This window comes from Enterococcus avium (assembly GCF_002891025.1).
Taxonomy (GTDB): Bacteria; Bacillota; Bacilli; order Lactobacillales; family Enterococcaceae; genus Enterococcus_A; species Enterococcus_A avium.
In genome coordinates, this window is the sequence record NZ_NBSL01000003.1 from 1,030,087 (window position 1) to 1,048,487 (window position 18,401).

An 18,401-nucleotide genomic window follows, 5' to 3' on the forward strand; every position below is an offset into this window, starting at 1 on the left:
TTAACTTTATCCCTCCTTTATAGTCCGATTTTCGCTCTATTGCCGATTACTGCTGTATTATTTCTCATATCTTCACTAAAAGCATATCGAGTTGCATCAATCGTATGGTTGTCTTTATCTTCAAGTCTTGGCTTTGGATTCCCATCCTTATCCACTTGGTAATCTATATTTTCAAATTCTCTTGCAATATTTGGTGTTCTCAGCGGGTCAATACAGATAAAATCTAAGTCGTCTAACCATTCTTCCCCGTATTCGACTGAATCAGGTCCTTTTTTTACTCCTCTAATTCTCCGAATCTCATGCTCACTTTGAAGTTCAGCAATTGATTTAGGCTCAGCGGAATCAGCAAATATTTCATCCGATTGATACCCTCTTGCTTTTGCTTGATTTGAGAACTCTCGATTGCTCATTTTTACACCATAGATTTCATCTATAGCGTAAATCCCATTTTTCTTTTTGTCATAATGCCAACGAACGAATGCTAGCGGATCTGTTGCATAACCAAAATCGAGACCATTCCTGATGTTGTCAAAGTTCGCTACCATCTCATCCGTAATACTTCCTGGTTCTACTTGAAGATTATCGAACGGAACAACACCTGAACCGATGGCTTTGCCTAAATACTCCCAATCATAACGCCTCGAATTACGTTCTTTTGTTGCTTCTGCCTCTTCTATAAAGGCTTTAGCTATAAAGGGATTGTCTTTATATGTTGTATGGTGAACATATGTATTTTTGGGCTGGAAGCTAGTCTCATATTTTTTATTCACCCAACTTTGTTTTCTCTTCGGCGGGTTGTAAGTGTAAAAAAACTTATAAAAAAGACCATCTGCAAGCTCTCCACGTAAAAGGGAGTTTGTAATGGTCGTTACATCTTCTTCTGTTTTAAACTCTGCTAATTCTTCTATCCAAGCTATTGTGAAAGGAAACTTGCTATCTTTTAAAGATTTGATCCGTTCTGGATTCTGAGCACCTCGAAAAGTAATGTAGTTACCTCTAGGCAGATATGTAATTTTCATGGGACTTTTATTGACCTTAAAATAGCTCGTTACGCCTTGCTCTTCGATTGCCCACCTCAATTGTTCAAAAACAGATAATTCAATCGTATTGTCGATAAAACGAATCGCCACTGCATTCACGGGATAACGCATGACCAATTGAATGATGATATGAGCTATATCAGAAGATTTGCCGGAACCACGTCCCCCTTTTTCTACAATGTGTAGAATTTCTGGATTAATCGCTGCTTTCCACGTACTATGAAAAGCTTTTGGCAAATACTCAGATAGTTTAACCATCTGGCTCACCACTGATGTCATCCTTAAATACAGGAGGCTCAATTGAAGTAATCTCCTTCTTATCAACAGGAGCGAATCCTCCACGATCAAGAATATCTTTAGCTGCGTTAAAACGAACCATTTCTGATCTGGCTGCTAAAAGCTTCAACATTGTATTCAACGCTTTACCTGATGACTTACCCATAATAGTTTTTACATATTCATCATAAGCATGAGTGAAATCTTCGTCTTTTAACCAATTGTAAAGTGTCTGTTCGCTTATCTTTAGTTCTTCAGCGATTTCAATCCGCTTTAAAGAGCCTTCGAACAGCAATTCTATAGCCTTATTATGCCTATTAGTAAGTTTCATAAAATCACCTCCAAACTAAAACAAACTAAACGTATTTTCTGATGTTTTCTTGTATATGAGCATCTTTCCAACGCCCATACCCACAATAAACTAGCTTGCAATGATCAATCTCTACTGGCGTTGCCTCTCTGGTCATTTCGACAATTGAATACTTCGCCTTCATTTGAACAGACATCACAACACGTTTATGTTGTCCTTTCATTGGCTTCGGATATTTATTGTTTAATGACACGTACCAGTAAGTTTTCATTGCTCTATCCCTTTCTGCGTTGCAATGTAAGCGTTATTATTGTATGCTTTATGTATAAATTGTTTACGTTTCACAGATAGATCGCTGCGGAAACAGCGGTCTATTTTTGTGTGTTGAAATACATGGCCAAGGATGATATATTTATAGTTACTTGTTACACTAAAGGGCTGCTGCGGAAACAGTGGCTCTTTTTTGTATTGCTATGTAAACGCTATGATGTTATACTTGTCTAACAACCCTTTAACATCTTTTTCATTTAATTCCTGACCACTATTACCCGGTAGTGGTCTATTTTTGTGAGCAAAATAAAACAGCCTCACGAGGAGACTGCTAGATTCTGTACGTTCCTTCTGGGTCGGCAATCATTTCAACTGCACGATCTAATTTCATTCCCCTAACTTTATTGTTCAATGATTCTTTAGCCTCAACGATTTCTTCAACTGAGACATCTTTTCTTCGAGTCAAGTTTTTCAAATATGCTGTTTCACCCTTGATAATAGCTTCTTGTAGCATTCTCATTCCTCCTCAAAATAAAAAGACCGCCGAAGCGATCTCAATTGATTTTCTATTTTCCCATGCTATAATAGACATAGAAAAAGGACGTGCTGGTAACACGCCCCATGTAGAACCGTTAAAAAGACGGTGGCTTAAATGAATAGTTTTTTTGTTAAACCATCTATCCTCGCCAAAGTGTTAGATGGTTATTTTTTGTTCTTGTGATCTGTAATCAGCAACACTAACGTCGCAAATGCGATCATCAGTGACAATGCTTGATAAACAGACATGCCTACTCCCTTCTAGGGATAAAGCTATGAACCATAGGCATCACCCCTTTATTCAAGAGATTAGCCACCATCTTTTCACTTTTCTACGCAAATATTATACAAAAAGACTAATAATCATGCTAGTATGTTTTAATTTAACAGCAAAAAAGAACGTGCTGTATGCACGCCCTGTAGAGTTGTTAAGATGAGTAAGATCTTTTTTTAAATCGTTTAAAAAATCATTCTCAAGGTATATCATTTTTTTTTTAACTTGCGCAGAGTCATAAAAATGGAGCTACTCATCTTAACTTCTCTACGTTAAATATTATACAAAAGAACATATTCGAAATCTATAAATTTTAATAAAAATTATTTGATAACAATAGACAGCACAGCGAACTTTCAACGGAAATGAAACTTTTCAACTCCATTCATTATTTATTTTTTGTGCCGTCTAGTATTTATCGTCTTGCAAACGATCGAAAAAATTGAAACGAAGAGGAGCTTCCTCCTTTCAAAATTTTCTATGCTAATAAAATATCATGCCTATTTCAATACTTCCATACACAAAATGAGTGCACATTTAGTGAATGTTGAAATTTTCAAAAAAGGGAAAGTTGCTGAGTTTTTCTCCTTTTTTCATCGTAGTATTCAAGCTCTTCTTTTTTTGCTTTTCTATCTAAATGGCGAGCCTCGTAATCATCAATAAATTGAAGCTTACTTCTGATTTCCGCATGCTTTTTTCTTATGTAAGAATCGCTATATCCGGTTTCTTCCACTATTTCTTCCAAAGTTAATCCCTCAATGTACTTCATACGAACAATTTCATTTTCGACTCCTTTGAAAGATTGAATAATGACCAACATTTCCTTTTGTTGTTCTTCTAACAATTCAATCTCATTTTCAATTTGAGTAATATTCTCCTCGAGCAATGACGATCGAGAGTTTTTTTCTATACGTACTTTCGATAAATCACCAGTTGTCCACCGAATCAATTCAAGTTTACTTTTATTCAGATTCCACTTTAAGTAGAGTAACTGTTCTTCCAAATCTTGATAATCCTTTAACCATTGAAATCTCACAATCGCCACTCCTTATGGTATAATTATCTTGTCAGTTTTTATTCATAAAGAGGCGTTGGGAACTTTCCCAGCGTTTTTTTGTACGATCTTGAAACGGAAAAATGAATTTGATAAACTTTTAGTGTGAGCTGGTTTCTAATTTTTCCATATTACCCGAATTTTTCTAGTTCACAAGCCGCTGTTTTTTTACTCAGCGGTCTTTTTTTCTTACTTATCTCCGTGTAAAATAAGACTAGGGCTAGTAATTTTCTTGAAGTTTGAGACCGACAATTTTGACACTGCACTAGCCCAATGAGTTAGGTTAAATAAAAATATAACCCACTTATTATAAGCACAACGACCTAACTCAGGGACCGCTGATATAACTGTTCAGTGGTCTTTTTCTATGGTATCATCTAAATGAGCTAGTTCTTTCCTTTCTAATTTTCGTTAACGTCAAAACCTATTTCATCTAGCTCGTAGACCGCTTTTTTAGTGGTCTATTTTTGTGATAAAACTATTTTGTCTAACGAAAACCAGGAATTATACCTTTCAAATTCATAAAACCTAGGCTTCTTAATTTATTTTTTTGTTATTTCACTTTGATTCACATAGGTGTACAATATATTTGAGCTAGAAAAATCCATAAATAATCCAAGAATACTACACTAGCTTAGGGACTGCCATATGAAAAAGCGGTCCTTTTTATGATACAATTATGAAGAGCTGATATTTTCTTTTGTTGACTACAAACAACTTTCGCAATCGGCTCATTGACCGCTAACTGACTGCCTAGCGGTCTTTTTTTATTGCGCTACTAGGTGTACAATAGTGATGAGCTGGCCCCTCCTTTTTAATCGGGTTAAAAGCATATTTCAATCAGCTCATGGCCGCTGACCAATCCCCAGCGGTCTTTTTTTGTTACAAATTATTTTGTCTAGCGGAAACTAGACGAGAGTTCTTTTCCAAGGCAGCCAGTGGTCGGCTGTCTTTTTTTATTTTTGTTTTAGGTGTAAAATACCTTTGAACTATTCTAATCAGCTACCCATAGTTCATTGACTGCCGTTTCATACCGCGGCAGTCTTTTTTACTATGGCTTCAGTTACCGAATCTTAGCAAACAGAAGTTTTCTCAAAGTCCGGCATTGGACCAAACTTCTTTTCAAACGAACCTTTGGCTTTTCTTGATTCTTCACGTACTAAGTCTATTCCGCTATACTCAATCTTTTTCGCTGCTAAACCTGCATTCTCCTTCATCAATACGAGCATTTTTTCTTTTGTATCACACATGATCATATCAAGTATCGAAATTGGTAATGATAATATCCTTGATCCCGAGTTGAGATCACTAAAAACTATCTCGATAGGATCAATCGGCACCATGACGACGGAACAATCTATACCAGCTATTTTTGCTTTGAAGCCAACTGCTCGATTCCATCCGTTTTCACATGCAAGCCACACGTAATACTCCTGTGGATCAATCACTACTTCACTCATTCTCACTCCTCCACTTTCTCGACTGCGCCACCTATTAATGACGTCTGTTGTTTTGCTTCTTTATAGCTTTTGAAATGACATGCTAGTTCTTTTTTGGGCGTAATTTCTACTGTCTCAATTTGTCCTGTTTCTAATGGACTCTTTAGATACATAGTGCTATAACAAACTATCCACTTCGGCTCTTCCTCGACCTCGTCTGGAATATGAAGTTCAGTAAAATGTGTCTTATACTTTGGAAAATCGTCATCTAGTGGCGTGCCGCAATATGGTGGTTCTTCGACTGGGAAATCCCACCAGAGAACAGGACCAATGTCTTCGTGCCATTTTTCGGCCAAATGAGCAATCACTTTCGTCGGTTCGTCTAGTTGATTAACAATTCCGATAATGTCATCGGAGGCATCATTGTATCCTTCCTTATAATCCGATCTGTCCAGTGACGTCCACGGTTTTGAAAAATCATATTTTTCTTGCTTTATTTTCTCTATAACTTCTCGTATTTCCATTTCATACCTCTTTTCTTACTTGATAGGCTGAATTAGCGTATTATTTACGTTTTATTTTCATTATTTTATTCATAAGGTTATACTATTATTTATCATAAGGAGGTGATAAGCATGGTAAGAAAAATTGGATTTAGTTGGGAATATTTTTTAATTGGATTACTTTTTGTTATAGCTTCTTTAGTATCATTTAATAATCCAGATAGTAGTTTAAAAGCAGTTGTCTACGTTTTTGCCATTGCTGCAGTTTTAAAGGGAATTTTTGAACTGTTTTTTAGACGTAAACTTCATGAATTCACTAATCAAAAATCAACCCTACTAATGATTCTCGGTATATTTGACCTGCTAATTGGTGTATTTTTACTCTTCAATACTAATGCAGGTTTACTAGCCCTACCTTATATTTTTGCTATTTGGTTTATTGTAGATTCAATTATGGGGCTTGTAGGAGCAGATATTTACAAGGTCAATGGATCAAGTTACTATTGGTTTATTCTGATAGTAAATATTATTGGGATAATTGTAGGAATTATGCTCTTATTTAATCCAATTGTTTCAGCATTTACATTAGCATTCTTAGTTGGTTTTTATTTAATGATGATTGGAATTTCTCTTATCGCATATGCGTTTTAAAATAGAGGCTTCTGCCTCTATTTTTATATGATAGGCGTGGTTACCGGAACTATTATTCTTCTGGCAACCCGTTTAGATATTCCTCTTTTTCATATCGTTCTAAAACACGTTTGTATAATGCAATCAATTGAAGAAATTCAGTTCTATTCATCACTGGTGTAATATCTTTGACTCTTTTAATAGCCTCTCTCACCTCTGGAATTGAGACTTGATCTTTCATTCGCCGTCCTCCTTGTATGCTCTCTTACTATTCCATAGAAACGATGACATGTTTAGCTCAATAAAATTACCAATACTCCACTTCCCGCCGAACAACAGAAAACTAATGGGTAGTAACCCCCATATAATATTTAAAAAGTATTAAATCCCTTCTAAGCGGAACTATCCAATCTTCAAGTCCTCAGACTTAACAAACATGCCGTTGATCATTTTCCCGTCTCGACCTTGTATCTCACCATATGCGTGCATCACGCACTCATACAGGCTCATATCGTTCTGCAAAGCTAGATTGAGTAATGTTATGACCGAATCGCCTATCGCATCTCTGAGGGCGTCTTTATCGTCTCTGACAACAGCTGGTAAGTTCTAGCCATCAATCACGTTTTTTTCTTTTTGAAGGTTTCTTCTTGACCTTACGAGGCGATTCCCAATTACTCTTACAACTTTTTCCGAAACATTAAATTTTTTTGTCACTTTTTTTCAGATAGGATATTTTGTTGTATCATTCTTTTTCTTTCGAGCTATTCGATTCATTTTTATGAAATAGTGATACCGTTCATAGTTTCCTTGTTTTAATTCAAAGAATGCTTGCCTTTTGTAATCATTCATAAACTTTATGCCCCCTCCGGTTGCAAAAACCACTCTAATCTTGTAATTTGGTTGCAACGACACATAAATGTTGATATAGAGCCTTTTTCTATTTTTTACAACTTTGATACGAGAAATGGGCTTTTTTCACAACCGGACTCTTTTCACCCTGTTATTTTATTGTGCTATTGCAACATCAACTACTTCTTCAATCACTTCGAAAAGAACAATGTTTTTTTCACGCATAATGCTGTAATAAATACTCATGATTGAATCATCGCTCTTTTCATGATGCATTTCTTTTTGAAGCAAGCTGTAAAATTCTGTCTGAAATCCGATGTTATCTTGTGTCAAATCAATAACTTTTTTTGTTACTAAGCTAATGTTGTTCATATTCGTCATAGTCTCTATCTCAATCTCTAATAGCGAGAGTTTAATTTGCTTGTAGATATCAAGGACCATACACTCTTTTTTCTCCTGGGCAGGGAGATCGCTTGATTTAAGACTCTTGAAACTATCTGTCTCGCGATAAGTTTTAAAGTGACTTGTTACCATCGATAGAGCGATTCTTTTTTTAATATTTTCGATATCAATCATTTCTATTCCCCCAAATATATGTTTTATTGATTTATAAAGTGGCCATACAGTAATAACCACTATTTCTATTCACACTTGTTGCACTTCGGACACGGCATCCACTTAGCTATGGATGATTGTTCATCAACGACTACTTTCTCACCGTGGCACATTGGACAAAACTCTTTTGCTAATTCATCAGATAACTGAGCGGCATTTCCAACAACCATAATCAAATCTTGTTGTAATAATTCCGGATCTTTTACACCCTCATCAATTTGATTTTTGATATCCCCGACTAATGTTTCTAGGTTCGAAACCAAATTCTTTTTATTATCAACCATTGAAATCATGTGATACCTCCATTCTTAAAACCTTGGTTTACTACGTTTATCTTGAGTTTTTTTAGTAAATTTAATAATGTGTCCATCAACACCTTTATAAATTCGACTAGTGATTTTGGGATTGTAGATTTCTTCCAATTGTTCGTTATTCAAATTAGTGGTGATTATCGTATGTTGGCGTGCGTTTAACACGCCGAAAATTACATTTTGGATATATTCTCCCGCTTCTCGGTTCTCGCGCTTAAACGACGATTCAGAGCCCAAATCATCCAACACCAATAAATCGACTTTCGAAAGCAAGTCAGTCATATTCAATTCGGTGTATTTGCTCTCGCGATTGCCAAAGCTTGCCTTAATCAATCGGAACATGTCATTCATTGAGATAAACAGGCAACTTACCATTTCTTTCGAATGCTGATTGACTGCCTGTAACATCGCCATAGCTAGATGTGATTTACCGACCCCAGGAACTCCTGTAAAAAGAGTATTGAAGCTAGGTATCATTTTCAGATCTTTTCTCGCCTTCTCACGTTCTTCGTCCGTTTTGTCTTCATCAGCAATAATTTTCAAGCATCTCTTTTCTGCTTCAAGATTTGTCATATAGGTTCCAGCAGATTTCCTGGCCATCAGCAAAGCTTGTTTCGATTCTTCACCTTCTGGGTCATAGTTACTGAAAGATGCATTCCATAAACTCGGATCACCTACGATCGAGTCTTTTTTCAACACTTCGATTGTTCGACGTTTCTGGTGTTCAGATAGAGCACTGTCTATTTCCTTTTGTTCTGATTCAGCCAGCTGTTCTTTTCGGCACTCAATGCAAAATGGTTCCATATCTCTCAACTGAACCAATAGGCAGCCATGTATTGAACAGGTTTCATCAGTCTCTTTTAATTCATCCAACAACGGAAAATCCATCTAAAACACCACCGGGCTATTGGAATTTGATTCCCTCTTAGGTTTCAATTGTTCGTTCAAATAACTATCAAACTTATTGCTGAACAACGTTTCTGGTCTAAGATAATTACTCATTTTAGGGTTATCTAGCCATTGGGATGTTTTGATATCAATAACCTTGATGAAATCATCATATCTTTGACCCTCGTTCCATCGTGCTTTTATCAAATCTTTCCACTTATTTGTGACCTTGAAGGACCTGTTAGCTTTTTTGTTTAGATACTTGATAATGTCCGAATAAGGGATCGAGTCGGGCTTGCTCGACATATGGTTTTTATTATTACTGTTACTTTTAATACTGTTAATATTAGAACTGTTAATATTAGTGGGTACACCACGTAACCGTACGTTTTGTACGTGTACATTCTCATCGGTTACAATTTGTTCCTGAACGAATTTTGGCAAAGTATAGATATTATTGCTGAAGCCATTATCTGTCCGTTCACGTGTTGCCAGAACATAATTGGAATCTCTTAGTTGCTTCATGTGTCTGTGGAACCGTCTTTCACTTATTCCTAAGTCGTGACACATTAGTTTTATGGATGGAAAAGCCGTATCTCCGGCTCCGCAATAAGAACATAAATATGCGTATATAGCCTTAGCCTCAACCGTTAAGCCACGATCTTTCATCACTAGCTTTGGAATCATCCCGTATCCTAATGAGAGTAAGTCCTCTTGTTTAAAATTATTTTTATCCATGCCTTCACCTGCTTACTTTCTATTTCATTTGTTGCATTACTTGCTGTTGTCATGGTAATATTTACGAAATACTAGCTTTATTTTTCTTCGCTTACTTCGTTGGCGGACGAAGTAGGCTCTTGTTTTATTTTCTTTTTCATATAAATTAACCTCTCTAATCTGGACAAATTACATTTGAAATGTTTTGGATTACATCTATTAACTCAGAAAGACTATCACCAATATCATCAAGCAATCCCGATTGGACTTGGTGATGTACTGCAAATTCGTCTCCTGAAGCTCTTGAATACTCTACATTTTCTAATAATCGATTGATAATTCGAATCTGATTAGAGACCGAAGTTAGCTCTGCAGCATGTTGGAGTAATTCAGCATCGCTAAGAGCACAACCGATGGTTGATCGTTCACCACAGTAAAAGCCAATAGAAAACATTTTATGCATAATGCTCCACCGTTCTTTCGGATATTTCTTAATTAAATAATCCGCTAGATCAAGCACATCTTCATGATATGGATCTTTATCTGCTAATCGTTCATCTTCTGCATAACCTAGACCGTAAGTTAAATAAGGTGTTTCCGTGTTACTCATTTTTCATACCTCCTTTTACTCTCTGTTCATATTCCCACTCGTCATACTGAATAAAAAGAATCAACGCGATCGCCACAAACAAACAAATTTTAAGTAGTGTTGGCAGCACTGTGGCCACGCCTCCAAACAAGATGGATGCTAAGACTAAATTTACTTTCTTATTCATCGATCTGTTCCTCTTCTAGTTCATCTAATTCGTTTTGGATCACTCGAAGCTCTTCGGCTTTCTTAACCAGGCAATCTAACTTATTTAAAGAGCCTTTCATTTCAGGATCAAGCACTAGAAATTGTTGACTAATGATTTTTCCGTCCTTCATATACGTATGAATCTTTTTATTATCAGAAAAGAACTGTGCGAAAATGATCTCATCATTTTCTCCGTGCATGATATAACCGGCATTTCCATTTGAGGTTTCCAATGCAGAGTTCCCGATAAAGCTTTCAATGGCCGGATAATTGTCTGTCACAACGTTATAGATAGGTGTTTCTTCTTGAAATGCTCTCAAAATAAAATCGATGTCTCCAATAAGTTTGTCCTGTTGCTCCCATAGCTCATCTTGTTTATTCATGATTTTTATTTCCTTTCTCTAATTCGATAATTTCTAACTGTTTTGGTGTCATTCTCATTTCATAATATTTAAAGTCTGATAGATCCAATTCTTTCACAAACTCAAGAGCATTCTCAAAATCCTTGTGTCGAATATTTACGTATTTGCGAACATGAAACTCCTTTTTTAGCTTATCCCACACTCTCCCTCGTATTTGGCCCATCTTGCTTAACAACAGATTTGAACTGACTCGCAGTTCAACACCATTGTTGGCTCTTTTAAAGTAACCCTTAGTGAGGATTGTAGCTTTCTTATACACTTCACTTTTAACCTCAAGTACTTCAGATTCATCTAAGAAAATTCGATCGTTCATTTTCTGAATGTCCTTTTTCAAATTGGTTTCGATTTCTTTTACTTCATTTCGTGTATTGTAAATTTCACCAATCATTTGCTGGATTGCTTTACTTTGTTCATCTTGGCGTTGCATTGTAAAACTAATAGCTTCTAATCCTTTGTCGATAGCTCCATTACTGCTAAGCTGTAAATTCTCAATCATCAATAATCTCTCCTTCTATAATTTTTCTATTTTTGTCAGGCAGGATTGCCTGCATCTCTTCTACCCACGCTTGAACCATATCTACTACACTGATTAGCTGATTTGTTGCATACGTATCTTGCAACTCATTAATTAGAGGTTTAAATCGTAAACTTGCCATTTCGGTATCAAAGAATCGATTAATGTTTATTATTCGGTCATTAAAATCGAATAAAGCTTTTACTTTCTTGTCAATGGACCGTTCTTGTTTTCGTAAAGTTTGAATATTCGCTTCCAATCGCTTGGCCTCTGCAGTATTTTTTTCAAGTAGATCGTGTTCAATTTTCAATAGCCTTAAATCACTTTGAATAGAAGATAATTGTTTTTTCAGGCTTTCATTTTCAGTTTTAGCGGCTTGATAATCTTCAGGTACCTTCTCCACTTCAATTTTTTTCTCGATGACTTCGGGACCGATAAGTTCCAACTCCTCGATTCGTTCTTCATGCTCCTTAAGCTGCTTGTCCTTCTTACTTAGCAGAGCGTCCTTTTTCTTGAGTTGCTTTTTTAATTCTTGCAATTCGCGAACTGTCATTTCATCTGGGGTTTTGGTTTCACCTTTAGTAGTGACATGTTCTTTGGTTCGTTCTTCTTCGGGAAGTGTGGCAATAGCATATAAATTTTGAAGTCCCAAATTCCGATTCGAGTCGTATTTTCCATCAAGCTCTTTTACGATTTTCATATATCTGTTCGCTAAATCATGATTCATATTCAGTTCATTTAACCAGTCACCAAAATCTCCGTGATTTAATTTATTGTTTTTTACATGTACTAATCTTCTGCCAATCTCCCAAATAAGATAATTTCCAGCTTCTTCAAAGGATTTAATTTGTGCCGTAATTATATTAATGTCATTTGATAATTCAATTTCATTCATTTTCATCAACTGGCCTCTTTCAAAATGTCATTAGGAGATACTTTCTTAGTCCTGTATTTGTTCTCATCTTTCCATCGTAGAAACCAAATGAATGTATGGACATGAATGAAAGTTGTCGAATGCCCCGGTCTAAGGATTCCATCTTTGAATTCGTCGATGCCTTCCATCTCTTTACAATATTCAACCAGTGTCGTCTTCGACATTCCATGAAACATTTCTAAGATCAAACCTTGTCGATACCAGTCATCTGGTTTTACATTTTTTTCTGCGGATTCGATTAGTTCTGCTAGTGTTGGCTTCTTCAATATCAACACCTCCTATACAGCTTGTTGACGATTGTTTCGGTTATAGATTTTTTCGCTGACAGAAAAATCAAGATTAAATTTATCTTTTATTCCCATCAGTTCAGTTGTTTCATCAAGTATTTCTTGCCGATCGATAAGCATTTCTGGCGTCATTTCTGCTTTCTTAACCATTTTCGGAAAGCCATGTAAATTAGATACTGCCTTGTTAGCAATCACATTCGCTTTGATGAAATCAATTCGTACAGGTTTCCGTAATGACTTTTTTAGATTTTGCATAGCTACTTTCTGATGTTCCTTATCCAACATGCGAAATACTTGGAAGCCTTCAAAACCTGTTGATTGGCGTAGTTCTTTGATGACTGATTTGATCCATTTTTTGAATGCTTTTGCCTCTTGTTTGCGAGACTTAAAAATCAATTCATAAATTCCAGTTTCTGCAATAATGGTAAATTCTTGTTTCCCTCCAAGGGTGTCGATAGTAGCTACCCCCTTTTCGTCAGAATCTAACTTTTTAATTGCGTCACGATTATTTCTAATAGCTAACGCATTAGTCACATCTTTCGCCACCGCCCACCATTCGCCATTAATGTTGACAAATCTGATTGTATGTCCGTTCCAAATTTCTGTTTTCATTTGATTACCTCCTATCTGATTTTGTAGAAGTCGATAATAGCCAAAAGGGTTTCGTGAGCTTTTTTACTTTGATTCTTCCCAGATAAGTAATCGTTTAAATCTTGTCTTGGCAAGTTAAAATAAGTTGCTACACTGATCAACGATATACCCTTCGATTCAAAATAATCACGAATTTTTTGTCTACTTACTGCTGTATCCGGCATACTAGTCTCCCCCTTTCTAAAATGATTTGTAAGTTAATAGAACAGAAAAGTATAAATAACCATTGACTTAATTGACCCGTTCGTATACTATGAAGGTACAGAAAATAAGCCACAACAATGCCTTTTAATTTTGCTTTCGGTCGATAAACTTATGCAAAGAAGGTGTGTTTTTGGTTTGTTGTATATCAAATTAACTTACAAGAGGAGTATAACCCTATCGGAAACTTTTTTCAAGTAAAAAAGTATCTTTTAGTAAACTTTCTTTTGTAATAACAAGGAGAATGCCTTTATGACAGTGTTTGAGAGAATACAAACTTTGGCAAAAAAACAAGGAAAAAGCGTAAAGCAGCTATCAAGAGAAATTGGATTTGGAGAAAGTACTATTTACAAATGGAAAACTCAATCTCCAAAAATGGAGTATCTTGATAAAGTCGCTGAAAAATTGAACACTACCACAGATTATCTGCTCGGTAAAACTGATAACCCTAGTATGAAGGAGTCATTCTTAGATAGTGATGAAAGTGATTTACTAGCAGCCTTCCGTCTTGAGAGTGAAGATATGTCAGAAGAACAGAAAAAGAAATTCAACAATTCTCTAAAAGGCATGATGAAGGTAGCTCGCGGATTACTGGATGATGATTCTAAATGGAAGGAATAATCGTGGTGACAGCTTATGACCAAATTCGAATACCAGCATGTCTTTTCAGATGAATATAATGAGTACCTAGAAAAAGCAAACCAACTACTTTTTGACATATCAATGCAATTTAACAAATCTGTTGATAAGCTTCGTTACGATGATATAATCAATTATTTTCGAATCAATTTTAATGTACACTTCGCTTTTTTTGAAGCAGATCCAACAGAATTATATGGTGACGAAGGATGGCCGAAAACTCAGCCTGATTCTTCTTGGATTAAATATAAAGATACGATTCAAGGTGCTGACTTCTGCTTTTTAGATTCAGAAATTGTAGATCGAATTTCAGGTGTCACTATTCCTGAAGGTAACCGTACTCTTATCTTAATTAATCAGGATCGTGTTTATCCCAGAATCATTTTTACAATTTTGCATGAACTATGTCATTTTTATTTTCACATAAGAGATAAAGATAAGAAACGAGCCTTCATTTCTCTAACTAATGATCAAATTGAAGGTCAATACTCAGATGAACTAATTCCTTTTGAAAACGAAGCAAATATTATTGGATCAATTCTTTTCTGCCCTGAAGAACGTCTTGAATACATGCTGGCCAAAAAATATACTTTTAAAGACATGTGCCGAAATACCGGTATGAGTGAGCCTGCTATGCATAACCGACTACTAAATTATTTTGATCATATATTAAAACTACCTTACTACCTAGCGTTAAATTATGTCTGGAAATTTAGAAAAGATGATTCATATACTCGAAATCTTATTGCACATAAAGTTAAGCTTTCACAACACGAAAGAAAAAATCAAGAGAAAACAATAAAACTTTTACAGATGCAAAGAGCTTATGTTGATAAACTTCAAGGTAAGCCCTTCTGGGATAGCATCCTTAAAGAAATGAATTATTTAAAAGATCCAATTTATGACTACAGTAACTTTCCTAAAAGATACCAAGATAAAGATTAACAGTCCTAAAATAAATAAAAAAAACACGATCCCACTCCGGCAAGAGTATGATCGTGATCAAATAAAGGACAGCAAAATAATTTGATTATTACATCATAGGAGTGAAATTATGGAGCAAATGGAACAATTATTTTTGACAGAAGAATTTTCTAATGCAATTGATAACTCTATTAAGGATATCCCGACACTTGATTCATCAATTGATTACTGGTTAGTTAGAGCTCAATCAGGGAAATTCTATACGGACTTCAACATCAATAACTATGTAGGGATTGGTTGGAATGAAATATCATTAGCTGATATAGAATCAACAAACAACTCATCAGAAATGTTAAAGCCAATACTTAAAATGAAATTGAACCCACAAACTTTAACTGATTCTCAGAATACAGATGAGGCACCAGTAGACGCAGAAACAAAGGAAACTCCACAAAATGACAAAACTGAAAGCCAGATTGGAACTTGGGCCGGTCAATTGCTCCGGTTTGTTAATAATTTAAAGAAAAATGACGTTGTAGTTGTTCCATCTGAGAAATCAGAGTTTTTTTTAGTGGGAAGAATTACGGGAGATATTTATGAATTAACAGATGACGATCTAAACAAACAGGAATTGTCAAAAAACTATAAAAAATCAGATTTCAAGAAACGTTGGCCAGTTGATTGGTGGGGATATTTCAGAAGGAATGATGCAGACAGCGCATTATATAAAATGATTTATTCACATGCCACATTAACTAATATCAATGACTATAAACCATATATTAATCGTGCTATGTTTCCATATTACATTGAGGATAATAAATTTCACCTGACCCTTCAAGTTACTCAACCACAAGATATTGATAGTATTTATTTAGGACAGTTGATTTATCAATATTCTCAAATGTCTACAACCATTTACCCAGAAGACAGAGTCGATGCTAAAGTAAATATTCAGTCCGAAGGTATTTTTGAAATAATCACACCTTTAGTAAAACACGGATTAACAATATTTGCCGTACTATCAGTAGTACTTGCCTTACCTTATGGAGGAAAGCTAAAGTTTTTTGGTCAATCCTTAGATATTCCTGGTATCATATCAGGGCATCGTAAATCTAAAGAAAAGAAACTTAAGGCAGACGAAAAACAGCTTGAAATCATTAGGCAAGCGATGAACTTGGCTAGAGAACTAAAAGTACCCATTTCTCAATTAGGAGTAAAGTTACCCAAGGATCTCATCAAGATACTGGATGAGCAACTCGAAGAAGAGTTTAGCAATCAATCTGAGAATTCGGAAATTGAAGATAACTCTATCGAGGAATAAAAACTAGTATGCCTCAAATTTGACATTATGCTTGAAAATAGCTGCTATCAGAATAGCTACTAAAATACCTATGTAATCATTAACTCCAACTTTTTCAAAAAGAAGCAAAGTAGGGAACAAAGCAACAAGAAAAATTGTAATTGCAACACTAAAATTTGTAATTCTTTTTCTCATAACGACCACCTACTATCTTTCTTTTTTTTATAAATATTGAATACTTTTATTTAAATTCATTTTAGCATAAATTTCAATACTTTTTTTCTAAAATGCTTAGACAAAAAACACATCCCACCCCGGCAAGAGTATGATCGTGCAAAAATAAAGCGCCTATAGGCATAGGCTTCTTTAGTTGTGCCTATTATACCAAATGATAGGAGAAAATGACAATGTGGGTAGAACCATTGAAAGATGGGCGTTTCAAGTTTATTGAACGCTACAAAGACCCGTATACTGAAAAGACTCGGAAAAAATCAGTGGTACTAAATAGCCAATCAAAACAAGCATGGAATAAAGCGCTAAGTATCCTGAATGATAAAATAGAAAATGAACTGGCTAAAAAGAAAATCGAGAAAGTCCCCTTCCAGCAAGTTTATACTGAATGGGAAAATAATTATTTTAAATCTTTGAGACCTAACTCAAAGAACACGTATGTAGCCATTCGAAAAATTATTTTCAAGAATATAAACGAAGACATTCTGATTTCAAATATTGATACAAGATTGTTGCAAAACTTCTTTGCCTCTCTCGACTATTCTCAGACTTATATCGCCCATATCAAGTCGAATCTTAACTTAGTATTCAAATATGCGATTAAACTCGGCTACGTTGATAAAAACCCTGTTGAAAACGTAGAGATTATCCCTAAAGCGAAAACCCTAGAAGATATAGAACGTATTGAGGATAAGTACCTTGAAAAAAATGAAGTAAAATTGATCCTAGATCAACTTTATAAAAGTCGGTCAACCTTTCGTGTCGGTCGATTAGCTGAATTTATGTATTTAACAGGAGTTCGCTTTGGCGAAGCAGTCGCATTAAGAGAAGGAAATTTTGACTTGGATAATAATATCGTTCACATTAGAGGTACAATCGACTACAGCAAAGGTTACAAACAAAAAGCGATAGGACCAACTAAGACCCAGAAATCGAATAGAGATGTCCAATTGACTCGGCGAACGGTTGATCTCGTAAAACGTACTTTTGAAGAAAATAAACTAGATTTGGTATCCGAATCTGATTTTAGTAATGATGGGTTCGTTTTTGTGACCCGATCAGGTACGCCGATGCAAAATAGTTCATTCAATCGTTCTTTTGCTGCTGCAGGTAAAAAAAGTGGGATCCACAAACGGTTAACATCTCATATTCTTAGACATACCCATGTATCGCTACTCGCCGAACAAAATACACCTCTGAAGGCTATTATGGATCGAGTAGGTCACGAAGATGCCGACGTCACAAATAAAATCTATACGCACATCACCGACAAAATGAAGACTGATTTAATCAGCCAACTAGAAGAGAATGGTTTATAATCATTCTTTTTCTTTTTGCCCCTTTTTTGCCCCTTTTGACCTTAGCACAAAACAAAAACCTGCTAGAGCCTTACAGCCCCAACAGGTTTGATGACGATACTATTTTACAGCATCTTTTAATTGTTTTCCGGCTTTAAAAGCTGGTGATTTGCTGGCTGCGATAGTGATTTCTTCGCCTGTTTGAGGGTTACGGCCTTTGCGAGCTGCGCGTTCACGTACTTCGAAGTTTCCAAAGCCGATTACTTGAACCTTTTCTCCATCTTTTAATGAAGTTTGAATTCCGTCAAATAAAGCATCTACGGCTGCTGTTGCGTCCTTTTTGGTCAATCCTGTTTTCTCTGCTACTTGTTCAACTAAACTTTGCTTATTGATCATAATGTATAGCCTCCACTATCTTTTTTAATGTATTCCAAAGACAATTCTATTCGTTCTTGCGGGGAAAGGCAACAGTTAACACTCCTTTTTCT

Annotated in this window: 29 protein-coding genes and 1 pseudogene; 5 read left to right on the plus strand and 25 right to left on the minus strand. The window is 35.6% G+C overall.

The window, feature by feature from the left end; genetic code table 11:
• Positions 1-17: 17 nt before the first annotated feature.
• The 8 genes from AUF14_RS20515 to AUF14_RS20545 all read right to left on the minus strand — a co-directional run bounded on the left by AUF14_RS20515 (position 18) and on the right by AUF14_RS20545 (position 5,724).
• Entirely contained in the window at positions 18-1,298 is a 1,281-nt protein-coding gene (locus AUF14_RS20515) for a PBSX family phage terminase large subunit (protein WP_227131890.1), read from the minus strand.
• Complete coding sequence (locus AUF14_RS20520) at positions 1,291-1,647, minus strand: phBC6A51 family helix-turn-helix protein (protein WP_010743595.1); 357 nt, start codon at positions 1,645-1,647, stop codon at positions 1,291-1,293. The genes AUF14_RS20515 and AUF14_RS20520 overlap by 8 nt, the downstream gene beginning before the upstream one ends.
• Positions 1,648-1,672: 25 nt before the next feature.
• Positions 1,673-1,897 (minus strand): hypothetical protein, encoded by a 225-nt coding sequence (locus AUF14_RS20525; protein ID WP_010743596.1) that lies wholly within the window; start codon positions 1,895-1,897, stop codon positions 1,673-1,675.
• A gap of 330 nt (positions 1,898-2,227) precedes the next feature.
• Positions 2,228-2,410, minus strand: coding sequence for a hypothetical protein (locus AUF14_RS20530; RefSeq protein WP_010743597.1), 183 nt, complete (start codon positions 2,408-2,410; stop codon positions 2,228-2,230).
• A 188-nt stretch (positions 2,411-2,598) separates the two neighbouring features.
• Complete coding sequence (locus AUF14_RS22985; RefSeq protein ID WP_219924597.1) at positions 2,599-2,682, minus strand: putative holin-like toxin; 84 nt, start codon at positions 2,680-2,682, stop codon at positions 2,599-2,601.
• A 581-nt stretch (positions 2,683-3,263) separates the two neighbouring features.
• Positions 3,264-3,743: an RNA polymerase sigma factor sigma-70 region 4 domain-containing protein gene (locus tag AUF14_RS20535; RefSeq protein WP_010743598.1), complete on the minus strand. Its 480-nt coding sequence runs from the start codon at positions 3,741-3,743 to the stop codon at positions 3,264-3,266.
• Positions 3,744-4,834: 1,091 nt separating this feature from the next.
• The gene (locus AUF14_RS20540) at positions 4,835-5,221 is read right to left on the minus strand and encodes a hypothetical protein (protein ID WP_028020968.1); all 387 of its coding nucleotides are present in this window, start codon (positions 5,219-5,221) and stop codon (positions 4,835-4,837) included.
• A 2-nt stretch (positions 5,222-5,223) separates the two neighbouring features.
• Positions 5,224-5,724 carry a hypothetical protein gene (locus AUF14_RS20545; protein WP_227131886.1) on the minus strand — a complete coding sequence of 167 codons (501 nt, stop codon included), beginning with the start codon at positions 5,722-5,724 and terminating at the stop codon, positions 5,224-5,226.
• A 111-nt stretch (positions 5,725-5,835) separates the two neighbouring features.
• Here AUF14_RS20545 and AUF14_RS20550 point away from each other — a divergent pair, with 111 nt between their 5' ends.
• Positions 5,836-6,354: an HdeD family acid-resistance protein gene (locus tag AUF14_RS20550; RefSeq protein ID WP_016178316.1), complete on the plus strand. Its 519-nt coding sequence runs from the start codon at positions 5,836-5,838 to the stop codon at positions 6,352-6,354.
• 52 nt (positions 6,355-6,406) lie between these two features.
• On the opposite strand, the gene AUF14_RS22630 is transcribed toward AUF14_RS20550, so the two are convergent.
• The 15 genes and pseudogenes from AUF14_RS22630 to AUF14_RS20610 form a co-directional block, all read right to left on the minus strand.
• The gene (locus AUF14_RS22630; RefSeq protein WP_016178315.1) at positions 6,407-6,574 is read right to left on the minus strand and encodes a hypothetical protein; all 168 of its coding nucleotides are present in this window, start codon (positions 6,572-6,574) and stop codon (positions 6,407-6,409) included.
• Between the two features lie 161 nt (positions 6,575-6,735).
• Positions 6,736-6,930, minus strand: a pseudogene (locus AUF14_RS22990) (MazG-like family protein); the annotation flags it as partial.
• A 123-nt stretch (positions 6,931-7,053) separates the two neighbouring features.
• Entirely contained in the window at positions 7,054-7,182 is a 129-nt protein-coding gene (locus AUF14_RS23200) for a hypothetical protein (RefSeq protein ID WP_255212362.1), read from the minus strand.
• 156 nt (positions 7,183-7,338) lie between these two features.
• Positions 7,339-7,758, minus strand: coding sequence for a hypothetical protein (locus tag AUF14_RS20560; RefSeq protein WP_060789315.1), 420 nt, complete (start codon positions 7,756-7,758; stop codon positions 7,339-7,341).
• Between the two features lie 65 nt (positions 7,759-7,823).
• Positions 7,824-8,090, minus strand: a complete 267-nt coding sequence (locus AUF14_RS20565) for a hypothetical protein (RefSeq protein WP_060789314.1) — start codon at positions 8,088-8,090, stop codon at positions 7,824-7,826.
• A 15-nt stretch (positions 8,091-8,105) separates the two neighbouring features.
• A complete protein-coding gene (locus AUF14_RS20570; protein WP_060789313.1) occupies positions 8,106-8,996 on the minus strand; it encodes an ATP-binding protein in 891 nt (296 codons plus the stop codon).
• On the minus strand, positions 8,997-9,734 hold the full coding sequence (locus AUF14_RS20575) for a conserved phage C-terminal domain-containing protein (RefSeq protein WP_060789312.1): 738 nt from the start codon (positions 9,732-9,734) through the stop codon (positions 8,997-8,999).
• Positions 9,735-9,888: 154 nt separating this feature from the next.
• Positions 9,889-10,323, minus strand: coding sequence for a hypothetical protein (locus tag AUF14_RS20580; RefSeq protein WP_102866613.1), 435 nt, complete (start codon positions 10,321-10,323; stop codon positions 9,889-9,891).
• Positions 10,316-10,489, minus strand: coding sequence for a hypothetical protein (locus AUF14_RS22635; RefSeq protein WP_169794376.1), 174 nt, complete (start codon positions 10,487-10,489; stop codon positions 10,316-10,318). The genes AUF14_RS20580 and AUF14_RS22635 overlap by 8 nt, the downstream gene beginning before the upstream one ends.
• Positions 10,482-10,892: a hypothetical protein gene (locus tag AUF14_RS20585; RefSeq protein ID WP_060789310.1), complete on the minus strand. Its 411-nt coding sequence runs from the start codon at positions 10,890-10,892 to the stop codon at positions 10,482-10,484. Before AUF14_RS20585 ends, AUF14_RS22635 begins: the two co-directional genes overlap by 8 nt.
• Positions 10,885-11,427 carry an ORF6C domain-containing protein gene (locus tag AUF14_RS20590; RefSeq protein ID WP_060789309.1) on the minus strand — a complete coding sequence of 181 codons (543 nt, stop codon included), beginning with the start codon at positions 11,425-11,427 and terminating at the stop codon, positions 10,885-10,887. Before AUF14_RS20590 ends, AUF14_RS20585 begins: the two co-directional genes overlap by 8 nt.
• Positions 11,420-12,346, minus strand: a complete 927-nt coding sequence (locus AUF14_RS20595; protein ID WP_070509087.1) for a DUF3102 domain-containing protein — start codon at positions 12,344-12,346, stop codon at positions 11,420-11,422. The genes AUF14_RS20590 and AUF14_RS20595 overlap by 8 nt, the downstream gene beginning before the upstream one ends.
• Positions 12,346-12,645, minus strand: a complete 300-nt coding sequence (locus tag AUF14_RS20600; protein ID WP_060789308.1) for a hypothetical protein — start codon at positions 12,643-12,645, stop codon at positions 12,346-12,348. Before AUF14_RS20600 ends, AUF14_RS20595 begins: the two co-directional genes overlap by 1 nt.
• Before the next feature lie 12 nt (positions 12,646-12,657).
• Entirely contained in the window at positions 12,658-13,278 is a 621-nt protein-coding gene (locus AUF14_RS20605) for a BRO-N domain-containing protein (RefSeq protein WP_060789307.1), read from the minus strand.
• 11 nt (positions 13,279-13,289) lie between these two features.
• On the minus strand, positions 13,290-13,481 hold the full coding sequence (locus tag AUF14_RS20610; protein ID WP_060789306.1) for a hypothetical protein: 192 nt from the start codon (positions 13,479-13,481) through the stop codon (positions 13,290-13,292).
• 316 nt (positions 13,482-13,797) lie between these two features.
• On the opposite strand from AUF14_RS20610, the gene AUF14_RS20615 reads away from it, so the two are divergent.
• The 3 genes from AUF14_RS20615 to AUF14_RS20625 all read left to right on the plus strand — a co-directional run bounded on the left by AUF14_RS20615 (position 13,798) and on the right by AUF14_RS20625 (position 16,405).
• On the plus strand, positions 13,798-14,139 hold the full coding sequence (locus AUF14_RS20615; protein ID WP_249024452.1) for a helix-turn-helix domain-containing protein: 342 nt from the start codon (positions 13,798-13,800) through the stop codon (positions 14,137-14,139).
• A 15-nt stretch (positions 14,140-14,154) separates the two neighbouring features.
• On the plus strand, positions 14,155-15,102 hold the full coding sequence (locus tag AUF14_RS20620; protein ID WP_070509089.1) for an ImmA/IrrE family metallo-endopeptidase: 948 nt from the start codon (positions 14,155-14,157) through the stop codon (positions 15,100-15,102).
• 109 nt (positions 15,103-15,211) lie between these two features.
• Positions 15,212-16,405 (plus strand): hypothetical protein, encoded by a 1,194-nt coding sequence (locus tag AUF14_RS20625; protein WP_010743621.1) that lies wholly within the window; start codon positions 15,212-15,214, stop codon positions 16,403-16,405.
• A 3-nt stretch (positions 16,406-16,408) separates the two neighbouring features.
• Here AUF14_RS20625 and AUF14_RS22640 read toward each other — a convergent pair whose 3' ends face one another.
• Positions 16,409-16,579, minus strand: a complete 171-nt coding sequence (locus tag AUF14_RS22640; protein WP_010743622.1) for a hypothetical protein — start codon at positions 16,577-16,579, stop codon at positions 16,409-16,411.
• 212 nt (positions 16,580-16,791) lie between these two features.
• On the opposite strand from AUF14_RS22640, the gene AUF14_RS20630 reads away from it, so the two are divergent.
• The gene (locus AUF14_RS20630) at positions 16,792-17,934 is read left to right on the plus strand and encodes a tyrosine-type recombinase/integrase (protein WP_010743623.1); all 1,143 of its coding nucleotides are present in this window, start codon (positions 16,792-16,794) and stop codon (positions 17,932-17,934) included.
• Positions 17,935-18,033: 99 nt separating this feature from the next.
• Here the strand turns inward: AUF14_RS20630 and AUF14_RS20635 are convergent, their stop codons facing one another.
• A complete protein-coding gene (locus AUF14_RS20635; RefSeq protein WP_010743624.1) occupies positions 18,034-18,309 on the minus strand; it encodes an HU family DNA-binding protein in 276 nt (91 codons plus the stop codon).
• Positions 18,310-18,401: the final 92 nt, after the last annotated feature.